Raw genomic sequence first — 25,998 nt, 5'->3', positions numbered from 1 at the left:
CCGACCTTGTTGTGCTGGGACGGCTTTGCCCCGAGATGGGAGCTCAGGAAAGGGGCGGGGGGCTCAGGAAAGGGCCCCGGGAGGCGCTCCCGGCGGGGGCGGGCCGGGGTCGCGCCGGGCGACCCGCCGGAACAGCAGCCCCCCGGTCAGCATCGCGCCGAACAGGCCGGCCAGGCTCACGAGCCCGACGGTGAAGACGCCGCCGGTGAACCACGCGGGGCGGGGGATGACCTGCACCGGGCCCGGCTTCTTCGTGACGAACCGGCCTCCCGCCGCGACCCCCGTCCTGCTGGTCGAGGTGTAGCCGGCGAGCCTGCCCGCCGCCTCCAGCGCCCGCGCCGCGTTGATCTCGCCGTACCCGACGTCGGCGTCATAGCCGCTTCCCGGCCGGTGCGCCGTCCCGGACAATAGGGCCTGTGCCACCAGGGGCGGTGCCAGCTTGCGGTAACGGGCGCGGATCAGGGCCGCGGTCCCCGAGACCAGGGCGGTGGCCGGGCTGGTGCCGGAGACGAGTTCGTAGCCGTTGCCGGGCAGCCCCGCCGGGAGGTTCGCGCCGGGAGCCGCCACCAGCGCGGAGTAGTTGCGGTTGGAGAAGTAGGCCCGCTCGTGGTCGGGGTCGGTGGCCGCCACGCCGATGACGCCCGGGTACGCCGCCGGATAGCTGTAGGGGGCGAAGCCGTTCTCGTCGACCTTGCGGTGACTGTCACCGTCATTGCCCACGGCCGCGACGACGACCACGTTGTGGGCGATGGCGTAGGCGACGGCCCGGCGGATGTCGCCGCCCCGGCCGTACGAGCCCAGCGACAGGTTGATCACGTCGGCGCCGTGGTCGACGACGTACCTGATCCCGTTGGAGATCGCGGCCGATTCCAGCTCGAGGTCGTCCTGGTAGGCCCCGAAGCTCGCGTCCTCCTTCTCGCCAAGGGCCCGTACGGCGATGACCCGGGCCTCGGGGGCGACCCCCACGACTCCGTCGCGGTTGCCGGCGCCGTGCCCGCGGCCCGCGATCAGCGAGGCCATCGCCGTCCCGTGCAACCGCTTGGGCGCGGACTTGCCGTCGATGGTCTGCAGGAAGTTGGGCCCGGTGGTCACCGCGCCCTTGAAGTCGCGGTTGCCGGCGTCCACGCCGGTGTCCACGACCCCGACCGTCACGCCCCTGCCGCGCGTGGTGCGCCAGGCCGTGGAGAGGTCGAGGGTGGTGATCATGGGCTGCTGCCGGTCCCGGATGTCGTCGGCGGACGCGGTACGGGACGGCAGGCCGGGGGCCACGACGAGCACCGCGGCGACCAGGACCGACAGCGAGCGTCTCAGCACGTCCACTCCTCGGCCTTGCAGTCCGGCAGTGACCGCTGCGCCAGCGGCACCCCGATCGCGTGCGCGAGCTGCGGCGCCACGTCGAAGATCCCCGCCCGGCCCTTCCGGACCGTGACGGCCGGGCGCCCGTCGGCCTGCCCGGCCGTGGTGAGGATGATGTACGGTCCGGCCCGCTCGCCCGACCCGTCCTGCCGCGCGGGGTCGGTGAACCGGGCGGCCGGGGTGCCCGGCAGCGGCAGCGCGCGCAGGGTCGTCGGGTCGGTGGGCAGCTCCCGGCGCGCCTGGTAGGCCGCCTGCTCGTCCGGGAAGGCCACCACGCCGACCGTGATCACGATGCCCTGGAGCTGGTCCAGGTAGGTGGCGCGCAGCACCGCCCGGCAACCGTGCCGGACCAGGATCGGGACGATCGTCTCGTCGACCCCGCCGGCGCAGTCCGTGCGGGAGTCCATGCCGACCCGGCGGGCGTATTCGCCCTCCCCCACGACCTCGTAGGGCACCTGGTCAGGGAAGATCCGGCCGGCCCGCCATGCCTGCCAGCGGCCCGCGACCTCGACGTTCGCCGCCTGCTGGAGCTCGGCGTTGGTGGGCGCGCGGTGCAGCTCGGCCCAGAGGCCGGTGAGGGCGACGGTGCTCACCAGAAGATAACCGGCGGCGACGCAGGCGGCGACGATCAGCCACTGCCTGCCCCCGAGTCCCAGAACGCGATCCGCCACAGTTGGAGCGTATCCGCCGCCCCCGGTTTCCCGCTCGGTCGCCTCCCCTCCGCCGCGATCATGCGATCGACCGCATGATCGCGGCGGGGCGAGGTCAGGCGGAGGCCGACTCGAGCCGGGGCGGCGTGTCGCCCCTCGGCCGGTCGAGGGCGGCGTCCTCCGGGCCGCCCTCCCTGATCCCGTAGCGGGTGTAGACCTTGCCCAGCGGGCCGGGCGCCCACCAGTTGGCGCGGCCGAGCACCCGCATCGTGGCGGGCACCAGCACCGCCCGGACGATCGTCACGTCGACGAGCAAGGCGATGATCATCCCGACGCCGGTGAGCTTGATGAAGGAGATGCCCGAGCCGGAGAAGGCCCCGATCACCACGAGCAGCAGCAGCGCGGCGCTGGTGATGATCCCGCCGGTCCGCTGGAGGCCCTCCGCGACCGCCCGGGTGTTGTCACCGGTCGCGTCGTACCGCTCGCGGACCCGGGACAGCAGGAACACCTCGTAGTCCATGGACAGGCCGAACACCAGTGCCAGCAGGACGATGGGCATCGCGGGGGCCATGCTCCCGGTCGCGGTGAAGTCCAGCAGCCCGGACAGATGACCGTCCTGGAAGATCCACACCAGCACGCCGTACATCGCCGACAGGGACAGCAAGTTCATGATCATCGCCTTGATCGGCAGCACCACCGAGCCGAAGGCCAGGAAGAGCAGCAGGAACGTGCCGGCTCCCACCACCAGGCCCAGCCAGGGCAGGTTGGCCCCCAGGCTGTCGAGCTGGTCGGCCATCTCCGCGGTCTGACCGCCGACGTACGCCTCGGTGCCGGCCGGCGGCGGGACGTCGCGTACCTTCGCCACGATGCCGCGGGCCTGGTCGGACAGGGTCTCGCCCTGGTACGTCAGGGAGATCCGCGAGGTGCCGCCGCGGGCGCCGGTCACCTGCGCGCCGGTGACACCCGGCACCTGCCGGAGCCGGTCGGCGTACGGTCCGGCCTGGTCCGGGCGCCCGGTCAGCACCACCTGGATGGGGCTGGTGGCGTTGCGGGTGAAGTCCCGGTCCAGCGTCTCCGCGACCACCCGGGACTCGGTGCCGGCGGGCAGCACCCGGGAGTCCACGCCGCCCCAGGTGATGTGCAGGAACGGCAGGCCCAGGGCCAGCAGCAGCGCGACCGTGCCCGCGATGGCCAGGAACGGGCGCCGCATCACGCCGTGCGCGAACCTGAACCACACGCCCTCCTCCGCGGTCCGGGTGGTGCCCTGCGCGCGGGTCTGCGCGGTGGTCCGTGGCGTACGGCGGCGGAAGGGCAGCCGCAGCGAATCGACCCGGGGGCCCAGCACCGCCAGCAGGGCGGGCATGATCGTGAGCGCCGCCAGCATGTCCACGGCCACCGTGGCGATCCCGCCGAACCCCATCGAGCGCAGGAACAGCATGGGGAAGAGCAGCAGCCCGGCCATCGACACCGCGACCGTCACTCCGGAGACCGCGACGGTGCGCCCGGCGGTGGCCATCGTGCGCGCCAGCGCCTCCTCGGTGTCACCGGACCGGCGCAGCTCCTCCCGGAATCTCGCCACCATGAACAGGCCGTAGTCGATGGCCAGCCCCAGCCCGAGGAAGATCGTGATGTTGATGGCGAAGATCGAGACGTCCGTGCCGTAGGTCAGCAGGCGCAGCGCCGTGAAGGAGCCCAGGATGGCCGTGGCCCCGATGGCCAGCGGAAGACTCGCCGCCGCCAGGCCCCCGAGGATGACCACCAGCAGGATCAGCAGCACCGGGAACGAGATCGCGTCGGCCTTGGCGATGTCACCGCTCACCTGACTGTTGATCTTTTCCGCGGTCGGCACGCTCCCGCCGATCCGGGTGGTGAGGCCCGGCGCGCCCAGCCTGTCCTTGATGGCGTCGTAGTTGTCCTGGCGGACCTGGTCGTCGGCGCCGGTCAGCTGCAGCACCGCGTAGGTGGCGGTGCGGTCCCTGCTCACCAGGGCGGGCGCGCCGGCCGACCAGAAGGTCGTGGTGGCGGCCACCTTGTCCGCGGGCAGCGCGCCGAGGGTGCCGGTGACGGCCGCCTTGTAGGCGGGGTCGTCGACCGTGCGGCCGGCCGGGTCGCGGTAGAGCACCACCACGTCGGCCTCAGAGCGGCCCAGGTCGCGCTGGGCGGTCTCGGAGGCCTTGATGCTGCCGCTGCCCGGCACGTCGAATCCGCCGGTCGACTGCAGAGCGCCGAACACCCCCGTGCCCCAGACCGCCATGAACACGATGGCGGCGAACGCCACCGCGAGGATCGGCCACCTTCGCCGGTGCACGAACCGGCCCCATGCCTCGAACATCGCTTCCTCCCAGAAGCCGCTACTCACCGTCATGGAAATGAACGCCGTTTACTGCGAACAGTGTTAACCTCGCATACGGCGTTCACTTCCGTCAATAGTGTTCGTCGGGCATGATGCGGGAACGTTCGGTGGCATCACCGGGCCGAGCCCGGGAAGGAGGTGACGTCATGGAGCAGACCGGGACCAGGCGCGACCGCCTGCGCGCGGCGACCGTGCGCGAGATCACCCAGACGGCGCGGCGCATCCTCGTCGAGCAGGGCGCGGAGGCGGTGACCCTCCGTGCGATCGCCCGCGAGATGGGGATGACGGCGCCCGCGCTCTACCGGTACTTCGACAGCCACCAGGAGCTGCTGCGACACCTCGCCGGCGACCTGTTCACCGAACTCACCGACAACATCGAGGGCGCGATCCGGGAGGTGCCCGCGGACTCGCTCAAGGGCAAGTTCCTCGCGGCGTCCATCGAGTTCCGGAACTGGGCGCTCGAGCACCGGCGCGAGTACACGATGCTCTTCGGCACGCCCCTGCCCGGCGGCGAGGCCGGCGAGGAGGACGACTGGACGGCCGAGTGCGGGCGTCGCTTCGGCCGTACCTTCGTGGCCCTCTTCCTCGAGCTATGGCACGTCAAGCCGTTCCCGGTGCCCGCCGACGACGAGATCGACCCGGGGCTGCGCGCGCAGATCGAGCGCTACCGCAGCCACCTGGGCGTCCCCGACCTGCCCATCGGGGTCATCGTGGTGTTCCTGAGCTGCTGGATCCGGCTGCAGGGCTTCGTCACGCTGGAGGTCTTCGGGCATCTGAGCTTCGCGCTCGACGAATCCGGCCCGATGTTCGACCTGATGATGCACGACCTCGCCGAGCGCCTCGGCCTCACCCACGACCTCGGGTAAGCCCGCGCCCCGCACCCCTCGCGATCCACGACCGCGACCCCCATCACCTCCGTGATCACGCAATCGTTCGTCGATTGATTGCATGATCACGGAGTGATCGGGGTCGGGGTCCTGCTCAGTAGCTGGGCAGTGAGGGATCGATCTGGCTGACCCAGGCGAGCACGCCGCCGCCCACGTGGACGGCGTCGGAGAAGCCGGCGGACTTCACCACGGCCAGCGCCTCGGCGCTGCGCACCCCCGACTTGCAGTGCAGGACGATCTTCTTGTCCTGGGGCAGCCGCTCCAGGGCCGAGCCGTTGAGGAACTCGCCCTTGGGGATCAAGGTCGCTCCCGGGATGGAGACGATCTCGTACTCGTTGATCTCACGGACGTCGACCAGGAAGATGTCGTCGCCGCGGTCCTGCATGTCCTTGAGCTCACGCGCGGTGATGGTGGACCCGGCGGCCGCCTCGGAGGCCTCCTCCGAGACCGCGCCGCAGAAGGCCTCGTAGTCCTCGAGCAACTCGGTGATCGTCGGGTTCTTGCCGCAGAGCGGGCATTCGGGGTCCTTGCGGACCTTGACCTGGCGGTAGGTCATCTCCAGGGCGTCGTAGATCATCAACCGGCCGACCAGCGGCTCGCCGATGCCGGTCAGCAGCTTGATGGCCTCGTTGACCTGGATCGAGCCGATCGAGGCGCACAGCACACCGAGCACCCCGCCCTCGGCGCACGAGGGCACCATGCCGGGAGGCGGCGGCTCGGGGTAGAGGCAGCGGTAGCACGGTCCGTGCTCGGCCCAGAAGACACTGGCCTGGCCGTCGAACCGGTAGATCGAGCCCCAGACGTACGGCTTGCCCAGCAGGACGGCCGCGTCGTTGACCATGTACCGGGTGGCGAAGTTGTCCGTGCCGTCGACGATCAGGTCGTACTGCGCGAACAGCTCCATGACGTTGTCGTTGGTCAGTGCCTCGTTGTGCACGACCACGTCGACCAGCGGGTTGATCTCCCGCACGGTGGAGGCGGCGGACTCGGCCTTGGACCGGCCCACGTCGGACTGGCCGTGGATGATCTGGCGCTGCAGGTTGGACTCGTCGACGGTGTCGAAGTCGATGACCCCGAGGGTCCCGACCCCGGCCGCGGCCAGGTACATCAGCGCCGGGGAGCCCAGACCGCCCGCACCCACGCAGAGCACCCGGGCGTTCTTGAGGCGTTTCTGCCCGGCCATCCCGACGTCGGGAATGATGAGGTGCCGCGAGTAGCGGCGTACCTCATCGACGGTCAGCTCCGCTGCGGGCTCGACCAGAGGTGGCAACGACACGGTGGTTCTCCTGCGCTGGGTCGGCTCGTTCTGAGGGGGACGCCGTGGTCCCGTACGGCACAACCCTGCCATGTCGCTCGGCATTCCCCGAACGCCGTCCGGCCCGCGATGCCCCCCGGCGCGCCGCGTGCAGCCCCTGGCCGGCCCGGCTCCCGCCCAGGTCGGCAGGGGTGTCGGCATGAATCCGGCTTATCGGGGGATCCCCCGACCGCATCACCCGACGAAGAGGTGCCGAGGGAGTTGACGTATATGGGGCTGTTCAAGCGATCGAAGCGATCGAGCCTGACCAACGCGAAGCCGACCTGGCGGGAGCGCCGGGCCGCCCAGCGGACCGAGCGGGCCGAGGCCAAGCTGCGCGACACCGAGCAGCAGATCCATGACATCGCCGACCAAGTGCGGAGCGACATCAAGGGATCTGCATAGACCCTGCGATAGCGGGCACCGGGGTGGAGTACGACAACCGTACGGAGACGAGGAACCATGAGTTTCCTGGACAAGCTGAAGAACAAGGCACAGCAGACCAAGGGACGCGGCAAGGAAGAGGCCGGCCGCCGGGCCGACGACCCGTACCTCGAGGGCGAAGGCAAGGCCGACCGCATCGAGGGCGGCGCCAAGCAGGTGGGAGAGCGCGCCAAGGACGCGGTCAAGGACGTCCGCAAGACGTTCGACAAGTAATCTCCGCCGCCACGGCTGAGTGCCCCGGCCCCAGGGCCGGGGCACTCACGCGTTCCCGGCCGGTGTCAGGGCCCGCCACGGCGGCCGGTCCGGCCGGGGTGGGCCGGGTGGGCCGGTCCGGCCGGGACAGCCCGTGTCAGGGCGTACGGGCCGGCAGATCGGCCAGCATCGTCCGGAACTCACGGGCGACGACCTCGGGCTTCTCCATCTGGGCGACGTGGCCGACGCGGGGCAGGGTCACCACCCGGGCGTTGCGGAAGATCCGTCCCGCGCGGCCCGCCATCCGGGGATCCACGATGCGGTCCTCCCGGCCGTACAGCAGCAGGGTGGGCGCGGTGACCCGGGCCGCGTCCCGCCAGAGCGAGCCCGGCCCGCGGAACAGGAACTCGGAGATCACCCCGCGGGCGGAGCCGACCACGGCGGCCATCGCGTGGTCGAGGACGTCGCGGCGGCGGACCTCCGCGACGAGCTCCATCAGGCGCTCCGGCGCGACCCGGGTCGGGTCCGCGAAGGTCATGTCCAGCGAGGCCTGCACCCGGCGTTCGGGGGCCAGCGTGCTCAGCCGCCGCATCGCCCACGGCCCCACGCCGGGCATGCTGGCGGCGAGGATGCGGGTCGGGCCGTACCTCGGCCGCAGGTCGGGCAGCGCCGGCGAGACCAGCGTCAGGGTCCGCACCAGGTCGGGCCGGCGGCCCGCCACCCTGGTCGCGACCGCTCCGCCCAGCGAGTTGCCGAACAGGTGCACCGGCCCGGCGCGCCGGGCCTCGATCAGCCGTACGACCACGCGGGCGTGGGCGCGGAGCGAGTAGTCCCGGTCCGGCGGGGGCGGTGAGTACCCGAACCCGGGCAGGTCGATCGCCGCGCCGTCGACGACGTCCGACAGCTCGCCCATCAGATCGGTCCAGTTCGTGGCCGCCCCCGCCAGGCCGTGCACGTAGAGCGCGGGCTCTCCGTGACCGGACGCTTCCCGTACGTACACCTGGGTATCGCCAAGAGAGACCAGGTCACCGGGCCAATGCGGAATCGGGGTGCTCATATGAGCGGAAAGATACCCGCTGGGACCGGGCGACCGTTCTGGAACCCCCGCAACGGGTGGCGCGGGGGTTCGCAGAATCCGGCCTCGAGCGAGAGGAGCACACATGTCCGCACTGAGGAACGTCGCGGTCACCGCCGCGATGGCGGGGGCCGTGACGGGATCGCCGGCCGGGCCCGTGCTGGCCGACCCGGCCGTGCACGAGCGGATCGAGGTCAACGGGCCGAGTCGCATCTATGACGCCGCGTACTCCGGGGTCAGGACGAAGGTCGTGGTGGTCCCCAGCGGGCACACGACCACGGTGACCCTGGACGTCTCCGGATTCCCCAAGGCCGCGGCGGGCAAGCACTTCGGCACGCACGTCCACCAGAAGGCCTGCGGCCCGCTCCCCGCGGACGCCGGCCCGCACTACCAGAATCCCGGGGCCGGCGCGCAGACCCCGCTGCGGGACAAGGAGGTGTGGCTCGACTTCACCGTGGACGAGCAGGGCCGGGGCCACTCGCGCGCCGTCCGCGACTGGCTGATCCGGCCGGGCCAGGCCGGGTCGGTCGTCATCCACGCCGCGCCCACCGACCCGGCCACCGGTGAGGCGGGCGACCGGCTGGTGTGCACCACCGTGCCGTTCGGCAGCTGACGGGCGGCACCTGACCGGTCAGGCGGATTTGCGCGACTTGGCCGCGGGCTTCTTGGCCGCCGGTTTCTTGCCGGCGGCCTTCCGCGCGGCCGGTTTGGCGGCCTTCTCGCTCTCCGCCCGGCTCTTCTTGGCCGCCTCGACACTGGCCCGCAGCGCGCTGAGCAGGTCGGTGGCCCCGGTCTCGGCCGCGGCCTCCTCAGGCTGGACGATCTCCTTGCCCTCGACCTTCGCCTCGATGACCGCCTCGAGGGCCTCGCGGTAGGTGTCCTTGTACTCGGTCAGGTCGAGATCGCCCGCCATCGAGTCGATCAGCGACGACGCCATGGTGAGCTCCTGCGGCCGGACCTCCACGTCCTCCTCGAGGAAGGGGAACGCCGCTTCGCGCACCTCGTCCGGCCACAGCATGGTCTCCAGCACGAACACCCCGTCGCGGACCCGCAGCGTGGCCAGGGACTCCCGCTGCCGCAGCGCCACCTTCACCAGCGCCACCTTGTCCGAGCTCTCCAGCGCGTCGCGGAGCAGGACGTACGGCTTGGTCCCCTGGCCCTCGGGCTCCAGGAAGTACGACTTGGCGAAGTAGATCGGGTCGACCTGCTCGAGCGGCACGAACTGCAGGACGTCGATGCGCCGGCTGGTGGTCAGCGGCAGCTCCGCGAAATCCTCGTCGGTCAGCACGACGATCTCGCCGCTGGGCAGTTCGTAGCCCTTGGCGATGTCGGCGTAGGCCACCTCCTCGCCGCAGACGGTGCAGACGCGCTTGTACCTGATGCGGCCCGCGTCGGTGCGATGGACCTGGTGAAACGAGACGTCCCGCTGCTCCGTCGCCGAGTAGAGCTTGACCGGGATGGTCACCAGGCCGAAGGAGATCGCGCCCTTCCAGATGCTGCGCATGTGTGCTCCCTACCCAGCCGGTCCATTCCTCTAGCGTCGCAAACCTGTTCGAAATGCGCTAGAAGTCCTTTTTGATACTTTCGTGATCCTGATCAGATGACGCGTCATCGAGGGGCAAGCCGGGCACAAGGTCCACATGAGCGCGTTCCCGATGCCGGACCTGGTGGAGCCGATGGTGGCCGCCACCGGGGAACTGCCGGACACCGACGCCGCCGAGTGGGGCCTGGAGATCAAGTGGGACGGAGTCCGGGTCGTCACGTACGTCGACGGCAAAGGCGAGGTACGGGCCACGGCGCGGCGCGGCGCCGAGGTCACCGGTCACTACCCCGAGCTCTCGGTCATCGGCGACCTGATCCCCCATCAGGGCGCGGTGCTCGACGGCGAGGTCGTGGCCTTCGACAACACCGGCCGTCCCGACTTCGGGCGGCTCCAGCACCGGATGCACGTCGCGGCCCCCCATCCGCGGCTGATCCGCGAGGTACCCGTCCACTACGTGGTGTTCGATCTGCTCTACCTGGACGGGCACACACTCTACGACGTGCCCTACAGCGACCGGCGTGAGCTGCTGGACGACCTGGAGCTCACCGCCGGCCCGATCGAGGCGCCCTCCTACCTCCGCGCCGACGACGCCGAGCAGGTGGCGGAGCTGGTGGACTACACCCGGGAGCAGCGGCTGGAAGGGCTCGTCGCCAAACGTCTGGGCTCCCCGTATCGGCCCGGTAAACGGGTCGACTACTGGCGCAAGGTGAAGAACTTCCGGACCCAGGAGGTCGTCATCGGCGGTTGGAAACCCGGCAAGGGGCGGCGTGCGGGCGGGATCGGCTCGCTGCTGCTCGGGGTCCACGAGAAGGGCGCGCTGCACTTCGTGGGCCACGTCGGCACCGGCTTCACCGACCGCGCGCTGGCGGACCTCGCGGACCTGCTGCGCCCGCTGAGGCGGCCCACCAGCCCGTTCGCGACCGGCTCGGTGCCCTACGAGTTCGCCCGGGGCGCCTGCTGGGTGGAGCCGCGCAAGGTCGGCGAGGTGACCTTCGGCTCCTGGACCGCCGACGGCCGGCTGCGCGCACCCTCGTGGCGGGGCCTGCGCTCCGACCTCGCCCCCGCCGACGTCGTCCGTGAGCCGGGCCCATGACCCCCAACAAGAAGATCCCGGTCAGGGTGGACGGCCACGAGCTGACCCTGTCCAACCTGGACAAGGTGCTCTACCCCCGGCACGGGTTCACCAAGGGCGAGGTCATCGACTACTACACCCGGGTGGCGCCGGCGCTGCTGCCCCATCTGGCCGATCGCCCGGCCACCCGCAAGCGCTTCCCCGACGGGGTGGAGGGCATCTCGTTCTTCGAGAAGAACGCCCCCTCGCACACCCCGGACTGGGTACGGACGGCGGAGCTGCCGACCCCGGGAAGCTCACGCGGCTTCGAATCGCTGAACTTCGTGGTGATCGACGACCTGTCCACGCTGGTGTGGGCGGCGAACCTCGCCGCCCTCGAACTGCACGTGCCGCAGTGGAAGGTCGGCCCCCGGGGCGGTGTGCACAAGCCCGACCTGCTGGTCTTCGACCTCGATCCGGGGGCGCCGGCCACGATGGTCGAGGCCTGCCGGGTGGCGGAGGGCCTGCGGGACCTGCTCGGCGCCGACGGGCTGAAGTCCTTCCCCAAGACCAGCGGCAAGAAGGGGCTGCACCTGTACGTCCCGATCGCCGAGTCCGACCGCACGTCGGAGTACGCCAAGGAGGCCGCGCAGCGGCTGGAACGCGACCACGGCGGGCAGGTGATCAGCCGGATGGACCGGCGGCTGCGCCGGGACAAGGTGTTCGTGGACTGGAGCCAGAACAACCCGGCCAAGACCACGGTGGCCCCCTACTCCCTGCGGGCGGCGGACGACCCGACGGTGTCCACCCCGGTCTCCTGGGACGAGGTCGAGGCGTGCCGGCAGCCCGAGGAGCTGTACTTCACCGCCGGCCAGGTGCTGGAGCGGGTGGAGGAGCGCGGCGACCTGTTCGCGGCATTGGCGGCAGAACACCAGAAACTGCCCTAAGTAGTCGAACGCCTACGCTTCGCCGTCTCTCTTGCCACCATGGTGGGTGACACGAAGGAGGCCTGGTGACTGAGCACTACGAAGTGATGGTGGTCGGCGGCGGGGTGGCGGGGCAGCATGTCGCGGTGGAGCTGGCCCAGGCCGGACGGGCCGTGGCACTGGTGGAGTCCCGGCTGGTCGGCGGCGAGCGCCCGTACTTCGCGTGCCTGCCGTCGAAGTCGCTGCTGCACTCGGCGCGGCGGGGCGAGACCTGGGAGCTGGCGATCGCCCGGCGCGACCGGGTGACCGGCCACCTCGACGACACGGCCGCGGCGGCCCGGATGACGGCGGCCGGGGTGACGGTGCTGCGCGGCCACGGCCGCATCCGCGAGCCCGGCGGTCTCGAGGTGGACGGCCGCCCGTACACCTACACCGATCTGGTGGTGTGCACGGGCGGCGAACCGGCCGTGCCGGCCGTCCCCGGGCTCACCGACCTGCCGCTGTGGACCACCGACGAGGCGCTGACCTCACCCGACCTGCCCCGCCGCCTCGTGGTGCTGGGCGGGGACGCGGCCGGCTGCGAGCTCGCCCAGATCTACGCGGCCTTCGGATCGCAGGTGACCGTGGTCGAGCCCGGTGAGCGCCTGCTGGCCACCGAGGCGTCCTTCGCCGGGGACCTCCTGGCCGACGCCCTCCGCCGGCTCGGCGCCGACCTGCGCCTGGGCACGCGGATCATCGCCGCGGAGCGCACCGAGAGCGGTCCCCGGCTGAGGCTGGCCGACGGTGCGGTCATCGAGGCCGACCGCATCCTGGTCTCCACCGGCCGCCGGCCACGGGTGAGCGGGTTGGGCCTGGAGGCGCTGGGCATCGCCGCCGATCCGGCCCGCGGGGTGCCGCTCGACGTGACCTGCCAGGTCCTCACCGACTTCCCCGCCGCCCAGCCCGGCGACCCGCAGGGGGCCACGCCGCCCGAGGGCCCGCCGCACCAGGCCCCGGAGGACGGCCTGGGCGGGCGCGTCTGGGCGGCCGGCGACATCACCGGCCTGACGCCCTCCACCCATCTCGCGCTGTACCAGGCGCGTGTGGTGGTCGCCAACGTCCTGGGCAAGCGCCAGGAGGCCGACTACCGCGCGATGCCCCGGGCCGTGCGCACGACCCCCTCCGTCTACGCCGTGGGGCTGTCCCCGGTCCGGGCGGAGGAGATGGGCGTCGGCCTGATCTCGGCGGGCATGGACCTGGCCGGGACTGCCCGGGCCGCGGTGGAGGAGGACGAGCGGGGCTCCACCGGCGGGAGGGTCGAGCTGTACGCCGATCCGGCCCGAGGGGTGCTCGTTGGCGCCACCGCGGTCGGACTCTACGCTGAGGAATGGATGGCCGAAATCGCGCTGGCCATTCGTGCCGAGATCCGGCTGGACATCCTGACCGATGTGGCCCACGCGTTCCCGACGTACGGTGAGGCCGTCGAGCCGCCTTTGCGAGAACTCGCCGAGCGTCTGTGAGAGGGGCGTGTCATGACCAAGCCGAACGACACGGAGCCGGATCGGGACACCGACCTGGAGGCTCCGGAGGCCGACGCCGCCGAGCAGCACACGCCGGTGCAGGGCAATCCGGCTGCCGAGCCGGGTCCGCCCATCGACCCGGACCTCGACCTGGAGGCTCCCGAGGCCGACGCCGCCGAGCAGCACACGCCGGTCCGCGAGCAGGAGGATCCGCTCTGGCCCGACCGCATTCCGCTGGACGCCGACGAGGCCGACGTCGCCGATCAGAGCAGGATTGTCGAAATCGACGAAGACGACTACCGGTGATTGTTAGTGACCCGCGAGGTTACCGGCACGTAGGATGATGGAATTGAACTTCCCGCGACGTCACCTTCGTCGCACGACTTGGTGATCGGAGAGTGCGGTGACGGCGATCCCGGACGCCCGCCCTCGTGGCACACGACTGCCACGGATGGCCCGCCGTCGACAGCTGCTCGGTGCCGCCCAGGAGGTGTTCGTCGCGCAGGGCTACCACGCCGCCGCGATGGACGAGATCGCCGAGCGCGCCGGAGTCAGCAAGCCGGTGCTGTATCAGCACTTCCCTGGCAAGCTCGAGCTCTACCTGGCCCTGCTGGACGAGCACGCCGAGGCCCTGGTGACCAGGGTCCGCGACGCGCTGGCCTCCACCCCGGAGAACAAATCCCGGGTGGCCGCCACGATGCAGGCGTTCTACGACTTCGTCTCCGGTGAGGGCGAGGCGTTCCGGCTGGTCTTCGAATCGGACCTGCGGAACGTCGCCCCCGTCCGCGCCCGGGTGGAACGTGCCCTCCAGCAGTGCGCCGAGATGATCAGCCTGGTCATCCAGGAGGACACCGACGCCTCCAGCGACGAGGCGCACCTGCTCGGCATGGGCCTGGTCGGCATGGCGGAGGTCAGTGCCCGATACTGGCTCTCCCAGCAGCGGGCCATCCCCAAGGACACCGCCGAGAAGCTCATCGCCCGGCTCGCCTGGCGCGGTATCAGCGGTTTCCCGCGCATCGGCGAGCCGACCGGGACCACCTCGGCGGGCGGCTGACCCGAGGCCGGCCCGTAGCCAACCCGCAGCAAAGGGGAGACGATCGTGCAGGTGCGTATCGGAGTCCAGTCGGTGGCCAAGGAGATCGTCGTCGACACGACGGTGTCGGCCGACGAGATCGAGCAGTCCCTGATGGAGGCTCTCCAGACCGAGAACGGCGTATTCGTCCTCATCGACGAGCGCGGCGGCCGGGTCGTCATCCCGGCCGCGCACGTCGGCTATCTGGAGCTTTCCGAGGACGAGTCCCGGCAGGTCGGCTTCAGCACGTTCTGAGCCTGGCCCCTTTGCGAGCGTTGGGCGCTTTGAGCCACTGACCTGGGCTTTGTTTAATCCCCAGGCGGCGGGCATACCCACTCCCGACAACCTCGGGAGGTCGATTTCACATGGCAATGACGATTCTTTGGTTCATCCTTGTTGGCGCCGTCGTCGGCGTCGTGGCCAGGCTGCTCGTTCCGGGCCGTAACCCCATCGGCATCGTGCTGACCATCCTGGTCGGTGTGGCCGGCGCCATCCTCGGTGGCGTGGTGGCCGACGCGCTGGGCGCCGGCACCGTGGTCGCGTTCATCTTCGCGGTGATCATCGCCGCCATCGGCGTCGCGCTCCTCACCGGCGCTCAGGGCGGTGGCTGGGGCGGCCGTCGAGGCGGCTGGCGCACCCGCAGCCGGACGCGCTGACCCGCACGGCGACCCCTTGGACCGAAGGCCTCCGCTCCCCCGTGGCGGAGGCCTTCGCATGCCCGGGTTCGCCTCCCATACGCCCCGGTGACGGGCCTGCCGCGGACCGCACGGAATATCGCCGGGCGACCGAGTGTTCATCTGGAAGATCTGCTAATGGCGTAATCGGCCAACCACCGGTACACTGCGTCGCGGAGTGTGACCGCGCGCAGTTGCTCCCAGCAGATGCGTTGACCCCTAACGGCGGTCACCGAGTAATGATCGACGGCTGGTCCCTCTCGCGCGAGCGCGCGGCCGCAGTGACGATCGACAGGCGGATGGTCGCCTGGCCGGTCGTAGGTGCCGCAACGATGGTGTGCCCCACGGCGCGCCGCAGCGCCGCTGGCCGGGGAGGTCTGACCCCGCACTATGGAGGCTGAACGCCCTGACTACCTTTCGTGAACTCGGGGTCATCCCCGAGATAGTCGACGCCCTCGAATCCGAGGGCATCGTGGACGCATTTCCCATCCAGGCACTCGCCCTGCCCATCGCGCTCAACGGGCAGGACATGGTCGGCCAGGCCCGTACGGGCACCGGCAAGACCTTCGCCTTCGGCATCCCACTGCTGCAGCGCGTGCGGCAGGGCAACAAACTCCCCCAGGCCCTCGTGGTCGTGCCCACCCGCGAGCTGGCGATCCAGGTCACCGACGACCTCGTGCTGGCCGGCGGCAAGCTCGGCAGCCGGGTGCTGTCGGTGTACGGCGGCCGGGCCTACGAGCCCCAGATCGACGCCCTCCGCAAGGGCGTCGACATCGTCGTCGGCACCCCGGGCCGGATGCTCGACCTGGTCAAGCAGAAGTACCTCGACCTCTCCGAGGTCCAGGCGCTCGTGCTCGACGAGGCCGACCGGATGCTCGACCTGGGCTTCCTCCCCGACATCGAGCGGATCATCCAGCTGGTCCCCGCCAAGCGGCAGACCATGCTGTTCTCCGCGACCATGCCGGGCGAGATCATGGCGCTGTCGCGGCGCTACCTCTCCCAGCCGACCAACGTGCGGGCCGAGGCCCACGCCGAGTCGGACGCCACTCCGCAGGTCGTCCAGCACGTGTGGCAGGCGCACCAGATGGACAAGCCCGAGGTGCTGGCCCGCATCCTGCAGGCCCGCGGCCGTGGGCTGACCATGGTGTTCTGCCAGACCAAGCGGGCCTGTGACCGGGTCGCCGAGGACCTCCTCAAGCGCGGCTTCGCCGCCGCCGCGGTCCACGGGGACCTCGGCCAGGGTCAGCGGGAGCGGGCGCTACGCGCGTTCCGGTCCGGCAAGATCGATGTCCTGATCGCCACTGACGTGGCGGCCCGGGGTCTCGACGTGGACGACGTCACGCACGTCATCAACTACGAGTGCCCCGAGGACGACAAGGCCTACGTGCACCGGATCGGCCGCACCGGCCGGGCCGGCAAGGAGGGCATCGCCGTCACCCTGGTCGACTGGCGTGACCTGCAGCGCTGGAAGCTGATCAACGCCGCGCTGGACCTGGCCCTCCCGGTTCCGGAGGAGATGTACTCCACATCGGAGAACCTCTACATCGCGATGGACATCCCGGAGGGTGTGACGGGCGTCCTGCCCAAGGCGATGCAGGAACGCGCCGGGCTGGCCGCCGAGGAGCTCGAGGACATCGGCGAGACCGGGCGCAACCGCTCCACCGGCGGCGGCTCCGCCCGCACCGACGGGCGGGACGGCTCCCGGGACGGCAGGCGTGAGAGCTCACGCGAGAGCAGGACCCGGCAGCCCCGGCAGCGCAACCGCAGCCGTACGCGGACGCGGAGCGGGCAGCCGGTCGAGGCCGCGGACGCGGCCCAGGCGGGCCAGAGCGGCCAGACGGCCACCGAGGCGGGCCCGGAGACCGTGACCACCGCGCACGCGCACGAGGGGGACGCTCCGCGGCGTCCGCGGCGCCGCCGCACCCGCGGCGGGGCGGGCACCGGGGGCGGGACCGTCACGAGCGGTGAGGGGACGGCCGCCAACTCCTGACGGCGGCACGCCATGCATGGGCGTCATAGGCGGTTCCTATGACGCCCATTCGTATGTCCGGACACGGGCGCGCACGGGCCGTACCGCCCGGCGGGGGCTGGGGGTGCGGGTGGGCGCCGGTGTGGGGCGCTACTCGCCGCCCCAGGGAGCGATGACCGCCCGGGCCAGGATGTGCTCTCGAATGCTGAAATAGAGCACCGCGGGGGTGGAGTCCTTGGTGACCCCCACATCGGTGACCGAATCGATGTCCAGGGCGTTCACCGCGATGAAGTAGCGGTGCTTGCCGCTTCCGGGCGGCGGGGCCGCGCCCAGGAAGCGGTGCGACCGGGCCTCGTTGGCCACGTGGAAGGCACCGCCCGGCAGGTTCGAGCCGTCACCCGCCCCGGAGGGAAGCTCGGTGGTGGTGGCGGGGATGTCGACCAGGGCCCAGTGCCAGAATCCGCTGGGAATGGGGGCGTCCGGGTCGAACATGCTCACCACGTAGCTCTTGGTGCCCGCGGGGGCCCCGCTCCAGGACAGCTGGGGTGAGGTGTCCGTGCCACCCGGGACGCCGAACAGGCCGCTGTACTGGGCGATCTCCAGCGGCTCACCGTCGGCGACATCGGTGCTGGTGAGGGTGAACGACGGCACCGAGGGCAGCCTGTCGTAGGGAGTCTCGGTCATGAAGCTGTTCTCCTTGCCCTTGGGGATGAGCTCCGGGTCTACCCCGCCGGAGCGGCTGACACGCACCAGTGAAGCACTCTTCGTTCGGCTCCCCGCCGTCCCGGTCACGCCAGGCCGAAGCACCCGGCCGAAGACCGACAGAAGCACCCGGCACAGCACCCGGCCGGGGCCGAGGCCGGGTGAGGGAACATAGCCGGCGAGAAGATGGTTTAATCTTCAACAGTAGTCAACCGTCCTCCGGGAAGGCCCACCATGCCCGCTGTCACCGTCGAGAACCCGCTGGCCCTGCCACGCATCCCCGCAACCGATCCGGCGACCGACGAGAACCGCCTGGTGGTGTCGGTCACCACCGCCCCCCAGGGGCTGGAAGGCGAAGGCTTCCCGGTCCGGCGGGCGTTCGCGGGCGTCGATCTGCGAACGCTCGACCCGTTCGTCCACATGGACCAGATGGGCGAGGTCGAGTACGCGCCCGGCGCGCCCAAGGGCACTCCCTGGCACCCGCACCGCGGATTCGAGACCGTCACCTACATGATCGACGGCGAGATGGCGCACTCCGACTCCCACGGAGGCGGCGGGCTCATCGGGGGCGGCGACACCCAGTGGATGACCGCCGGGTCCGGCATCCTGCACATCGAGACCCCGCCGGAGCACCTGGTGGCCAGCGGCGGGCTCTTCCACGGCCTGCAGCTGTGGGTGAACCTGCCGAAGGCGCAGAAGTTCGCCGCACCCCGCTACCAGGACATCACCGGGAGCAAGGTCACCCTGCTGTCCTCCGCCGACGGCGGCGCGCTGGTCCGCGTCATCGCCGGGGAGCTGGCCGGGCACGCCGGACCGGGTTCCACCTACACCCCGATCAGCCTGGTGCACGCCACCCTGGCCCCGGGTGCGTCCCTGACGCTTCCGTGGCGGCGCGACTTCAACGCCCTGGTCTACGTCCTGGCCGGTGACGGATCGGCCGGCGCGGAGCGGCGCCCCGTGACGATGGGACAGCTGGCGGTGTACGGGCCCGGGGACACCATCACGGTCGCCGCCGACGCCACCCAGGACACCCGCACCGAGGGGCTGGAGGTCTTCATCCTGGGCGGGCGGCCGATCCGGGAGCCCGTCGCCGCCTACGGGCCGTTCGTGATGAACACCAAGGCCGAGCTCATGCAGGCGTTCGAGGACTACCAGGCCGGCCGCCTGGGCAGCATCCCCGCCGCCCACGCCGCCGTCCACGGCAGCACCCCGGACGCCGGGTGAGCCCGGCCCGGCCGAAGGTCGGCTGAAGATCGACTGAAGATCAGTGAAAGGTGGTGCGCTCGGCCTGGTTCCACAGGTCGGTGAGCGCGCTCGCGGTCGTCTCCGGCGCGTCCCAGGCGGGAGAGTGCGCCGCGCCGGGGATCACGACCATGACGGCGTCCAGGCGGTCGGCCATCGCCGCCTGGACCCGAGGGTCCCACGCGTCGTCGTCCTCGCCGTAGAGCACCATCAGCGGCAGGTCGGCCTCGTCGGCGACCTTGGCGAGCTCCTCGACCCGGTCCGGGCACGTCAGCAGCTCCTGCGCCATGCAGCTCAGCCCGGTCTCGCAGTTCCCCAGCGTACGGGTGCGCAGGAACTCGACGATCTCGGCGGAGACGCCGTTCGCGATCGCCTCCGGCTCCATGGCCAGCTCCCAGATCTGCCGCATGCCGAGCTCGGGCAGCGCGTCGATCAGGGCCTGGGCTCTGGCCGCGGACTCCCCCGTGATCGCGGCCGGGCCGGAGCTCATGAGGGTGAACGAGGCGACACAGGACGGGTCGGCGATCACGGCCTCCCTGGTGACCAGACCACCGAAGGAGTGCCCGACCAGGTGCACCTGATCCGGTCCCAGCAGGTCGAGCAGCGCGCAGATGTCGGCGCCCAGCGCCGCCCGGGTGTAGCCGGAGTGGTCCGGCGCCGGAGCCGACTGGTGCTGGCCGCGCATGTCGATGGCGACCACCCGGCGGCCCGCGCGGGCCAGGGTCAGCAGGATCCCGAGGTAGTCCTCCTTGCTGCCGGTGAACCCCGGCACGAGGAGGGCGGGACAGCGTTCGGGTACGCCGGAACCCGGCAGCGCTTCGAGTGCGGCGAACGTTCCGCGTGGCGTCACGAGGTCCGTCCGGCGCACGCCGGGGGGCAGGTTGAGAAACCGGGGCGTACTCACAGGGCTCAACCATACCGAATATGTAGCGGGAGACACCGGCGAGGGGTTTTTGCTGGTAACCGGACCTTCGGAGGGGCTGCGGTCGACCGGAATTCACCGGCTCTTGGGTGGCGCATCCTCGCTCCGTACCGGTCGGGACCGTAGCGTCGTTGCCCGTGGAACATTCCGTTGTAGGGGCGATCTCCGCCCACCGCAGGGACACCGGCGACCCTGCCGTGCTGGAGGCCGCGGTGACCTCGGGCGCCGAGTACGCCGAGCTCGACATCCGGCGGACCGCCGACGGCGAGCTGGTCGTCCACCACGACGAACGGGTGGCGGGCACCCCGCTGGCCCGCAGCACCTACCGCCAGCTGTGCGCGGCGGCGGGCCACCAGGTGCCGCGGGTCCGGGAGGCCCTGCAGGTCCTGGCCGGCCGGGTCAAGGGGCACCTCGACCTGAAGGAGCCCGGCACCGAGCACGAGGTGGTCTCCCTCGCCCTGGACGTCCTGGGCCCGCACAACTTCGTGGTCACCACGGACGACACGGCGTCGATCACCGCGGTCAAGCGGACCTTCCCCCGGGTGATCGCCGCGCTGACCGTGGGCCGTCACCTGCCCCAGCCGGGGACCGTACGGGACCTGTTCCCGGTGGACCGCGTCCGGGCCTGCGGCGCCGACTGGGTGGCGATGCACCATCGGCTGGCCCGCCTCGGCGTGCTGAGCCGGTGCGCCCGGGAGGGCATTCCGGCCATGGTCTGGACGGTCAACGACCAGCCGCTGATGCGGCGATTCCTGGCCGACGACCGGGTGTCGGTGCTGATCACCGATCGTCCCGGCGACGCCGTACGGCTGCGGGCCGACACCAGGACCCGCGGCCCCTTCCGCTGATCTCGCCGGCCCGGCCCTCGTGGAGCGGGGGTCCGAACCCGGCAGAAGCCGGTAACGATACACTTACCTCGGTTTGTCTCATGGCGGTCGGGCGCGGGCCTCCTCCACCGGGCAGGATTGACGAGGTGTGTGCATGTCGGCGACGGTTCATCCCCCGGAGAGCGTGACCTGGCGGGTCCACATCGACCGGGCCATGTGGGTCGGAGGTGTGCGCGGCCTGATGCTGCAGGCGCTGCATCCGATGGCGATGTGGGGGGTCTGGCAGAACTCCAACTTCCAGGAGGACCCCTTCGGCCGGCTGCAGCGGACCGCGGACTTCGTCGGCATCTCGACCTTCGGCAGCCCCGAGGAGGCCGACGCGATCGGTGCCCGGGTCCGCGGCCTCCACCGGTCGCTGCGGATCCTCAACCACGACACGGGCCGGGTCGAGCCGCTGGACCAGCCCGAGCTGATGCTGTGGGTGCACTGCGCCGAGGTCTCCTCGTATCTCGAGGTCGCCCGGCGCTCGGGGCTGCCCATGACCGACGCGATGGCCGACCGCTACCTCGCCGAGCAGCGGCGCAGCGGCACCTATGTCGGGCTGCACGCGGAGGACATCCCCGGCAGCGTCGCCGAGATGGAGGCCTACTTCCAGCAGATGCGCCCGCGGCTGCGCCCGACGGAGGAGGCCATGGAGACGGTGCGGTTCCTGCTGTGGCCGCGGCTGCCGGAGCATCTGAGATTCCTCGCTGCGGGCAAGCCGGCGTACTTCCCGTTCGGCGCCCTCTGCTACTACTCCCTGCCGGACTGGGCCCGCGAGATGTACGGAGTGCTGCCCGAGGTCCCGCGGCCCGCGGTGACGGCGGCGCTGAGGTCGTTCCGGCTGGCGATGAACTCGCTGCCGGAGCCCGTGCACGACTTCTCCTTCATGAAGCCGACCCGGGAGATGCTCGGCCGGGCCCGCGAGCGCCTGCACGCCGAGGGCTACGACCTCAGCCGGGGCCTGTACGGCCTGCGCGACCCCCGCCGCTGGCCCGCGCCCGGCGTACTCGCCAGAGCCTGACGGCCGCCGCACCCGGCCGCACCGGCCCACCCCGTCGGGCAGGGTACGGCGGCTACGGGGTCATGCGGACGTTTCGGCGAGGGCGGCCCAGGGCTCCGCCGGGGCGGCGGCCTGGCGGCCCTCGGGGCAGTGCCGGGAGAAGTCGCACCAGGCGCAGAGCCTGCCCGGACGGGGCGGGAAGACCTCGTCGAACGGCTCGTGGTCGACCGGTGCCCCGGCCCCGTCCCGCCGCTCGGGCCCTTCAGGACCCTGGGACCGCCGGGACCGCTCGGGGCGCCTGGGCTGCCTGGGCTGCGGCACCGCCAGCCGGGTCCGGTAGGCCTCGTCGGCGTCCCGGGCCTCCACGGCGATCCGCTCGGCCCGGCCGAGCTGGCGGAGCAGCGACTCCTCGGTGTGCTCCCAGGCGGCGACGCCACCGGTCGGCAGGTGGTGCAGCTCGACCCGCCGGCAGGGGCTCCGCAGCATGCGGGAGGCGGCGATCGCGTACAGGGCCAGTGCCAGTGAGCCGCGGGCGTCGTCGGCGGTGAGCGCCCGCCGCCCGGTCTTGTAGTCGACCACGACCAGCTCGGTGCCCGGCCCGCTCGCCGTCTCGTCCAGCCGGTCGATCCGGCCGGAGAGGGCGATCACGTCGGTACGGGTGGCGACCGTCCGCTCGACGCCGACCGGCTCGGTGTGCGGGTCCAGGCCGGAGACGTACGCCTCGACCATCTCGCGGGCCCGGGTCCGCCAGGCCTCGGACTGCCCGGCGTCCCGGAACCCGTCGGTCAGCCAGCCGCGCAGCAGCAGGGTGCCGGACATCTCCACGGTGCGCCGTGGCTCGGGGAGCCGCCACCAGGCGGCCAGCGCGTTGTGCACGCTCGCGCCGAGGCTGTTGTGCGCCCACGGCGGGCCCTTCGGCGGCTGAGGCCGGTCCAGGTAGGTCATCCGGTAGCGCCGCGGGCAGTCCAGCCAGTTGTTCAGCCGCGACGGGGTACAGGAGTACAGCCGCTGCGGCATCCCCTCGAAGCCCAGCTGCTCAGCGTTCATCGCGACCGGCTCTCCGGGCCCGGCTCACGCGGCCCGGCTCCCCATGGGTCATCTGCCGGCACCGCCGGATCATGTGCCGCTAGTCGTCGGACTCACGGTCGAGGGAGTACCAGCTCTCCCAGCGCACGTCCTCTTCGCCGATCGTGGTCTCCGGGCCCTGCCCGGGCAGCACCTGGGTGTCCTTGGGCAGCGGGCCGACCAGGCCGCCGATGGAGTTCAGCTGGGTCTGCAGGTCGTGGTAGGACCCGCCGATCTCGCCGGGCTTGCCGCGCAGCAGGGTGTTCCCGGTGAACAGGACCGCGAGCTGCTCGCTGTAGAGGGAGATGCTGCCCGGGGTGAAACCCGGGGTGTGCATGACCTCCAGCTGAGCCCCGGCGACCTCGAAGAGGCCGCCGTCCTCGATGTCGATGTCCGGCTGGAGGTCCTTGAGCTCGTCGTCCTTGATCTCTTTGGCGAGCTGCCGGAAGTACTGGCGCCACAGCAGGCGGTCGTTGCGGTGCAGGGCGATCGGCGCCGGGTCGTCCTCGTCCGCCTCGGCCACCTCGATCACGGCGCTCAGGATGTTGCTCCGGCCGTTGGTACAGATGACCGCCATGACCTCGCGGCCGTCGACCGCCTTGAGGATGGCCTCGGCGTCGTTGGCCGGGTCGATCACGATCACCTCGTCGTCGTCGCCGACGATGTAGGTGTTGGTCTCGACCTCATACTCGTCGTCGTCCAGGGTGCACTTCCCTGACGTCACGACCTGCTCGATGCGCGCACTCACGCCAGGCACCCTATCCCGAAATCAGGCCCGCCGAGAAAAGGGCGGATCCGGTGGCGCAATTTCGACCGGCGGGCAATTCACTCGATCTCGCTGACACGCGGAAACGCCCACCGGTCGCGGCCACATTCCGTACGGCGCGGGCACTTTCGCCTGCCCGCTACGCCTCGTCGTCCTCCCCGCCGCGTACGGGCCGGAAGCCGCGGCCGAGGTCCAGCAGTTCCTCGAGGGCGTCGCGCGACGTGGTCTCGCAGCCGAGCCGGTCCCCGGTGAGATCCCCATGGTCGTCGCTGGAGCCGGTGATGATCAAGCCCAGGCCTTTCACCAGCCTGCGCAGCTCCGCCCGGTCCGCCGCGTCATGGTCGGGATGGTCCACCTCGACCCCGGCCAGGCCCGCGCCGGCCAGCTCCTCGACCAGGTCGTCCCCGAAGACGTAACCGCGTTTGCGGGCCCGCGGATGGGCCAGCACGGCCACTCCGCCGGCGGCCGTCACCAGCCGTACGGCCTGCACCGGGTCCAGTGCGTAGCGCTTGACCTGCGCCCGCCCGCCCGTCCCGATCCACTTCGAGGTGAAGGCGTCCTCGACGGTCGGGATCACACCCGTCTCGACCATCGCGCGGGCGATGTGCGGGCGCCCCACCGCGCCCCCGCCCGCGATCGCGGCCACCTGGTCCCAGGTGACCGGCACGCCGAGTTCCGCGAGCCGCTCGACCATCCCCCGGGCCCGATGCACCCGGTCATCACGGATGCGATCTCGTTCGGCCGCCAGCTCCGGCTCGTACGGGTCGAAGAGGTAGGCCAGCAGATGCAGGCTGCGGCCACCGGTCCGGCAGGAGAGCTCCATGCCGGGCACCAGCGTCAGCCCCGGCGGCAGCGCCGCGATGGCCTCGGGCCAGCCGTCCACCGAGTCATGGTCGGTCAGCGCGAGGACGTCCACTCCCTGGGCCCGCGCGCACCACATGACCTCGGCGGGCGGGCGGGTGCCGTCCGACGCGTCGCTGTGCGTGTGCAGGTCGATGAGCACCCGACCATTCTGCCCGCCGATCGCGAGCCCATGCCCGGCGGGCGCCGCGACGATCAAGCGTCTGGCATCAGGTGTCCGGGATCAGGCCTCGATGATCAGGCCTCCAGGATCAGGTGTCGATGATCAGGTGTCGAGGCGGGGGCAGAACGCGCCGTAGGGCAGATCGAGCTCCATGCCGGGTTCGCGTAGATCACGCAGCTCGGGGTTGTCGAGCATCAGCGCGCCGGTGTCGGCCGGCCAGAGCACCGTCCAGACCCAGTTGCCCATGGCCTCTCCGACGTAGGCCGCGCGGTCCGGTGCGGCCTCGACCGCCCACATGGGCACGGGATGCCCCCCGACCGACATCTTGGCGTTGGGCGCGGCCCGGCAGACCTCTCCGGGATCGGGGCCGTCCAGACCGGCGAAGTGGCAGCCGAGGCCGATGCCCGGCTCCTCGGCGATCACCACCATGTCGGCCGGGCCTGCCAGCAGCGCCGGCCCCGAGAGCGCCACCCCGCACGCCCGCGAGCCGGTGCGCTCATCTCCGACCTGCACGAACCCCGTCACCAGCCAGCTCGGCGGCAGCGGCCACAGGGTCCAGACCGGCACCCTGGCGTCCTGGACCACGGCGGCCAGCCCTTCGTCGGAAGGGGCATAGGGCGGCTGCATGGGCAGCACGGCGCCGTGCACCGGACATCGCCAGTCGCTCGACCAGGCACTCGGTGTGTGCAGTGGCTTGCGGCAACGTGGACACGTCGGCTCAGTCCTCACAGTTACTCACGGTCGCCGCTACCCGGCGCCACGTCAAGTCACCGCGTCAACAGGCGCAACAGTCCTGAGTCATGAAACGGGTTAACACCCCGCGATCCACCGCCGTGCCCGGCGGCACAGCCGATTTCCGGGACCGCCCCGGGACCGCCCCGGGCACAGGCCCCAAGGGCCGATCCGGGGCCTGATCCGCCCGGTCCGCCGCCGGTACGGCCGGAACGGGCCGGCCCTGCCCGGCGCTGCCACCATGGGTCCATGCGCTGCGTGGGGGCCGTGGTCCACGACCCGGCCGGGAGACTGCTGCTGATCCGCCGCGGCCATCCCCCGATGGAGGGGCTCTGGTCGCTGCCCGGCGGCAGGGTCGAGCCCGGTGAGGCCGACGCGGAGGCGGTCGTACGGGAGCTGCGCGAGGAGACCGGCCTGGAGGTGGTCCCGGGCGCCCTCGTCGGCAGCGTGATCCGACCGGGCCCCCACGGTGTCAGCTACGACATTCACGACTACGCGGCCACGGTCGCCGGCGGGGTGCCTCGCGCGGGCGACGACGCGGCCGAGGTCCGCTGGGTCACCGAGGCCGAATTGCGGGCGCTGCCCACCACGCCCGGGCTGGTGGAGGCGCTCACCGCATGGAACGTGATGCCCGCCCATTGACCCGTAGGCGGTCGTTGGGCACTGTTGGCCATGGAGGCGCAGGTAAAGT

Annotated in this window: 28 protein-coding genes; 16 read left to right on the top strand and 12 right to left on the bottom strand. The window is 71.5% G+C overall.

Annotation, left to right across the window (positions count from 1 at the left end; all coding sequences use genetic code 11):
* Positions 1-63 precede the first annotated feature (63 nt).
* The 3 genes from ACRYCC_RS12740 to ACRYCC_RS12730 all read right to left on the bottom strand — a co-directional run bounded on the left by ACRYCC_RS12740 (position 64) and on the right by ACRYCC_RS12730 (position 4,371).
* Positions 64-1,314, bottom strand: a complete 1,251-nt coding sequence (locus ACRYCC_RS12740; RefSeq protein ID WP_433811532.1) for a S8 family peptidase — start codon at positions 1,312-1,314, stop codon at positions 64-66.
* A complete protein-coding gene (locus tag ACRYCC_RS12735) occupies positions 1,308-2,027 on the bottom strand; it encodes a hypothetical protein (protein WP_433811530.1) in 720 nt (239 codons plus the stop codon). The genes ACRYCC_RS12740 and ACRYCC_RS12735 overlap by 7 nt, the downstream gene beginning before the upstream one ends.
* 94 nt (positions 2,028-2,121) lie before the next feature.
* Entirely contained in the window at positions 2,122-4,371 is a 2,250-nt protein-coding gene (locus ACRYCC_RS12730) for an MMPL family transporter (protein WP_433811528.1), read from the bottom strand.
* 134 nt (positions 4,372-4,505) lie between these two features.
* On the opposite strand from ACRYCC_RS12730, the gene ACRYCC_RS12725 reads away from it, so the two are divergent.
* The gene (locus tag ACRYCC_RS12725) at positions 4,506-5,225 is read left to right on the top strand and encodes a TetR/AcrR family transcriptional regulator (RefSeq protein ID WP_433811526.1); all 720 of its coding nucleotides are present in this window, start codon (positions 4,506-4,508) and stop codon (positions 5,223-5,225) included.
* Positions 5,226-5,340: 115 nt separating this feature from the next.
* Here ACRYCC_RS12725 and moeZ read toward each other — a convergent pair whose 3' ends face one another.
* The gene (gene moeZ, locus ACRYCC_RS12720; protein WP_433811524.1) at positions 5,341-6,522 is read right to left on the bottom strand and encodes an adenylyltransferase/sulfurtransferase MoeZ; all 1,182 of its coding nucleotides are present in this window, start codon (positions 6,520-6,522) and stop codon (positions 5,341-5,343) included.
* A gap of 249 nt (positions 6,523-6,771) precedes the next feature.
* Here moeZ and ACRYCC_RS12715 point away from each other — a divergent pair, with 249 nt between their 5' ends.
* Positions 6,772-6,945 carry a hypothetical protein gene (locus tag ACRYCC_RS12715; RefSeq protein ID WP_433811522.1) on the top strand — a complete coding sequence of 58 codons (174 nt, stop codon included), beginning with the start codon at positions 6,772-6,774 and terminating at the stop codon, positions 6,943-6,945.
* A 57-nt stretch (positions 6,946-7,002) separates the two neighbouring features.
* Positions 7,003-7,197: a CsbD family protein gene (locus ACRYCC_RS12710; protein ID WP_433811520.1), complete on the top strand. Its 195-nt coding sequence runs from the start codon at positions 7,003-7,005 to the stop codon at positions 7,195-7,197.
* 136 nt (positions 7,198-7,333) lie between these two features.
* Here the strand turns inward: ACRYCC_RS12710 and ACRYCC_RS12705 are convergent, their stop codons facing one another.
* Complete coding sequence (locus ACRYCC_RS12705; RefSeq protein WP_433811518.1) at positions 7,334-8,233, bottom strand: alpha/beta fold hydrolase; 900 nt, start codon at positions 8,231-8,233, stop codon at positions 7,334-7,336.
* Positions 8,234-8,336: 103 nt separating this feature from the next.
* Here ACRYCC_RS12705 and ACRYCC_RS12700 point away from each other — a divergent pair, with 103 nt between their 5' ends.
* Positions 8,337-8,864 carry a superoxide dismutase family protein gene (locus tag ACRYCC_RS12700; RefSeq protein ID WP_433811516.1) on the top strand — a complete coding sequence of 176 codons (528 nt, stop codon included), beginning with the start codon at positions 8,337-8,339 and terminating at the stop codon, positions 8,862-8,864.
* A gap of 18 nt (positions 8,865-8,882) precedes the next feature.
* Here the strand turns inward: ACRYCC_RS12700 and ku are convergent, their stop codons facing one another.
* Positions 8,883-9,755 (bottom strand): non-homologous end joining protein Ku, encoded by an 873-nt coding sequence (gene ku, locus ACRYCC_RS12695; RefSeq protein WP_433811514.1) that lies wholly within the window; start codon positions 9,753-9,755, stop codon positions 8,883-8,885.
* 136 nt (positions 9,756-9,891) lie between these two features.
* Here ku and ligD (ACRYCC_RS12690) point away from each other — a divergent pair, with 136 nt between their 5' ends.
* The 8 genes from ligD (ACRYCC_RS12690) (at position 9,892) to ACRYCC_RS12655 (ending at position 17,006) form a co-directional block, all read left to right on the top strand.
* Positions 9,892-10,887, top strand: a complete 996-nt coding sequence (gene ligD, locus ACRYCC_RS12690) for a non-homologous end-joining DNA ligase (RefSeq protein ID WP_433811512.1) — start codon at positions 9,892-9,894, stop codon at positions 10,885-10,887.
* Complete coding sequence (gene ligD, locus ACRYCC_RS12685; protein WP_433811510.1) at positions 10,884-11,792, top strand: non-homologous end-joining DNA ligase; 909 nt, start codon at positions 10,884-10,886, stop codon at positions 11,790-11,792. Before ligD (ACRYCC_RS12690) ends, ligD (ACRYCC_RS12685) begins: the two co-directional genes overlap by 4 nt.
* Before the next feature lie 65 nt (positions 11,793-11,857).
* Complete coding sequence (locus ACRYCC_RS12680; RefSeq protein WP_433811508.1) at positions 11,858-13,270, top strand: dihydrolipoyl dehydrogenase family protein; 1,413 nt, start codon at positions 11,858-11,860, stop codon at positions 13,268-13,270.
* A gap of 12 nt (positions 13,271-13,282) precedes the next feature.
* A complete protein-coding gene (locus ACRYCC_RS12675) occupies positions 13,283-13,576 on the top strand; it encodes an Rv3202a family protein (RefSeq protein WP_433811506.1) in 294 nt (97 codons plus the stop codon).
* A gap of 97 nt (positions 13,577-13,673) precedes the next feature.
* Positions 13,674-14,324, top strand: coding sequence for a TetR/AcrR family transcriptional regulator (locus ACRYCC_RS12670; RefSeq protein WP_433811504.1), 651 nt, complete (start codon positions 13,674-13,676; stop codon positions 14,322-14,324).
* Positions 14,325-14,369: 45 nt separating this feature from the next.
* Positions 14,370-14,597, top strand: coding sequence for a DUF3107 domain-containing protein (locus ACRYCC_RS12665; RefSeq protein ID WP_433811502.1), 228 nt, complete (start codon positions 14,370-14,372; stop codon positions 14,595-14,597).
* Positions 14,598-14,713: 116 nt separating this feature from the next.
* A complete protein-coding gene (locus ACRYCC_RS12660; protein WP_433811500.1) occupies positions 14,714-14,998 on the top strand; it encodes a GlsB/YeaQ/YmgE family stress response membrane protein in 285 nt (94 codons plus the stop codon).
* A gap of 490 nt (positions 14,999-15,488) precedes the next feature.
* Positions 15,489-17,006 (top strand): DEAD/DEAH box helicase, encoded by a 1,518-nt coding sequence (locus ACRYCC_RS12655; RefSeq protein WP_433811498.1) that lies wholly within the window; start codon positions 15,489-15,491, stop codon positions 17,004-17,006.
* A gap of 129 nt (positions 17,007-17,135) precedes the next feature.
* Here the strand turns inward: ACRYCC_RS12655 and ACRYCC_RS12650 are convergent, their stop codons facing one another.
* Complete coding sequence (locus ACRYCC_RS12650; RefSeq protein WP_433811496.1) at positions 17,136-17,669, bottom strand: YbhB/YbcL family Raf kinase inhibitor-like protein; 534 nt, start codon at positions 17,667-17,669, stop codon at positions 17,136-17,138.
* A 252-nt stretch (positions 17,670-17,921) separates the two neighbouring features.
* On the opposite strand from ACRYCC_RS12650, the gene ACRYCC_RS12645 reads away from it, so the two are divergent.
* Positions 17,922-18,911, top strand: a complete 990-nt coding sequence (locus ACRYCC_RS12645; RefSeq protein WP_433811494.1) for a pirin family protein — start codon at positions 17,922-17,924, stop codon at positions 18,909-18,911.
* Between the two features lie 40 nt (positions 18,912-18,951).
* Here ACRYCC_RS12645 and ACRYCC_RS12640 read toward each other — a convergent pair whose 3' ends face one another.
* Positions 18,952-19,833, bottom strand: a complete 882-nt coding sequence (locus ACRYCC_RS12640) for an alpha/beta fold hydrolase (protein WP_433811492.1) — start codon at positions 19,831-19,833, stop codon at positions 18,952-18,954.
* A gap of 155 nt (positions 19,834-19,988) precedes the next feature.
* On the opposite strand from ACRYCC_RS12640, the gene ACRYCC_RS12635 reads away from it, so the two are divergent.
* Entirely contained in the window at positions 19,989-20,699 is a 711-nt protein-coding gene (locus tag ACRYCC_RS12635) for a glycerophosphodiester phosphodiesterase (protein WP_433811490.1), read from the top strand.
* A 133-nt stretch (positions 20,700-20,832) separates the two neighbouring features.
* On the top strand, positions 20,833-21,741 hold the full coding sequence (locus tag ACRYCC_RS12630) for an oxygenase MpaB family protein (protein ID WP_433811488.1): 909 nt from the start codon (positions 20,833-20,835) through the stop codon (positions 21,739-21,741).
* A 60-nt stretch (positions 21,742-21,801) separates the two neighbouring features.
* Here the strand turns inward: ACRYCC_RS12630 and ACRYCC_RS12625 are convergent, their stop codons facing one another.
* The 4 genes from ACRYCC_RS12625 to ACRYCC_RS12610 all read right to left on the bottom strand — a co-directional run bounded on the left by ACRYCC_RS12625 (position 21,802) and on the right by ACRYCC_RS12610 (position 25,304).
* Positions 21,802-22,767, bottom strand: coding sequence for a RecB family exonuclease (locus ACRYCC_RS12625; protein WP_433811487.1), 966 nt, complete (start codon positions 22,765-22,767; stop codon positions 21,802-21,804).
* Positions 22,768-22,846: 79 nt separating this feature from the next.
* Complete coding sequence (locus tag ACRYCC_RS12620) at positions 22,847-23,533, bottom strand: MBL fold metallo-hydrolase (protein WP_433811485.1); 687 nt, start codon at positions 23,531-23,533, stop codon at positions 22,847-22,849.
* A gap of 157 nt (positions 23,534-23,690) precedes the next feature.
* Positions 23,691-24,554: a PHP domain-containing protein gene (locus ACRYCC_RS12615; RefSeq protein ID WP_433811483.1), complete on the bottom strand. Its 864-nt coding sequence runs from the start codon at positions 24,552-24,554 to the stop codon at positions 23,691-23,693.
* 123 nt (positions 24,555-24,677) lie between these two features.
* Positions 24,678-25,304, bottom strand: a complete 627-nt coding sequence (locus tag ACRYCC_RS12610; protein ID WP_433811481.1) for a DUF6758 family protein — start codon at positions 25,302-25,304, stop codon at positions 24,678-24,680.
* Between the two features lie 252 nt (positions 25,305-25,556).
* On the opposite strand from ACRYCC_RS12610, the gene ACRYCC_RS12605 reads away from it, so the two are divergent.
* Entirely contained in the window at positions 25,557-25,949 is a 393-nt protein-coding gene (locus ACRYCC_RS12605) for an NUDIX hydrolase (protein ID WP_433811479.1), read from the top strand.
* Positions 25,950-25,998 lie beyond the last annotated feature (49 nt).

The organism is Actinomadura scrupuli, assembly GCF_050971785.1.
Taxonomy (GTDB): domain Bacteria; phylum Actinomycetota; class Actinomycetes; order Streptosporangiales; family Streptosporangiaceae; genus Actinomadura_E; species Actinomadura_E scrupuli.
Note: the sequence above shows the minus strand (reverse complement) of the source record. Positions and strands in the feature narration are given on the sequence as shown.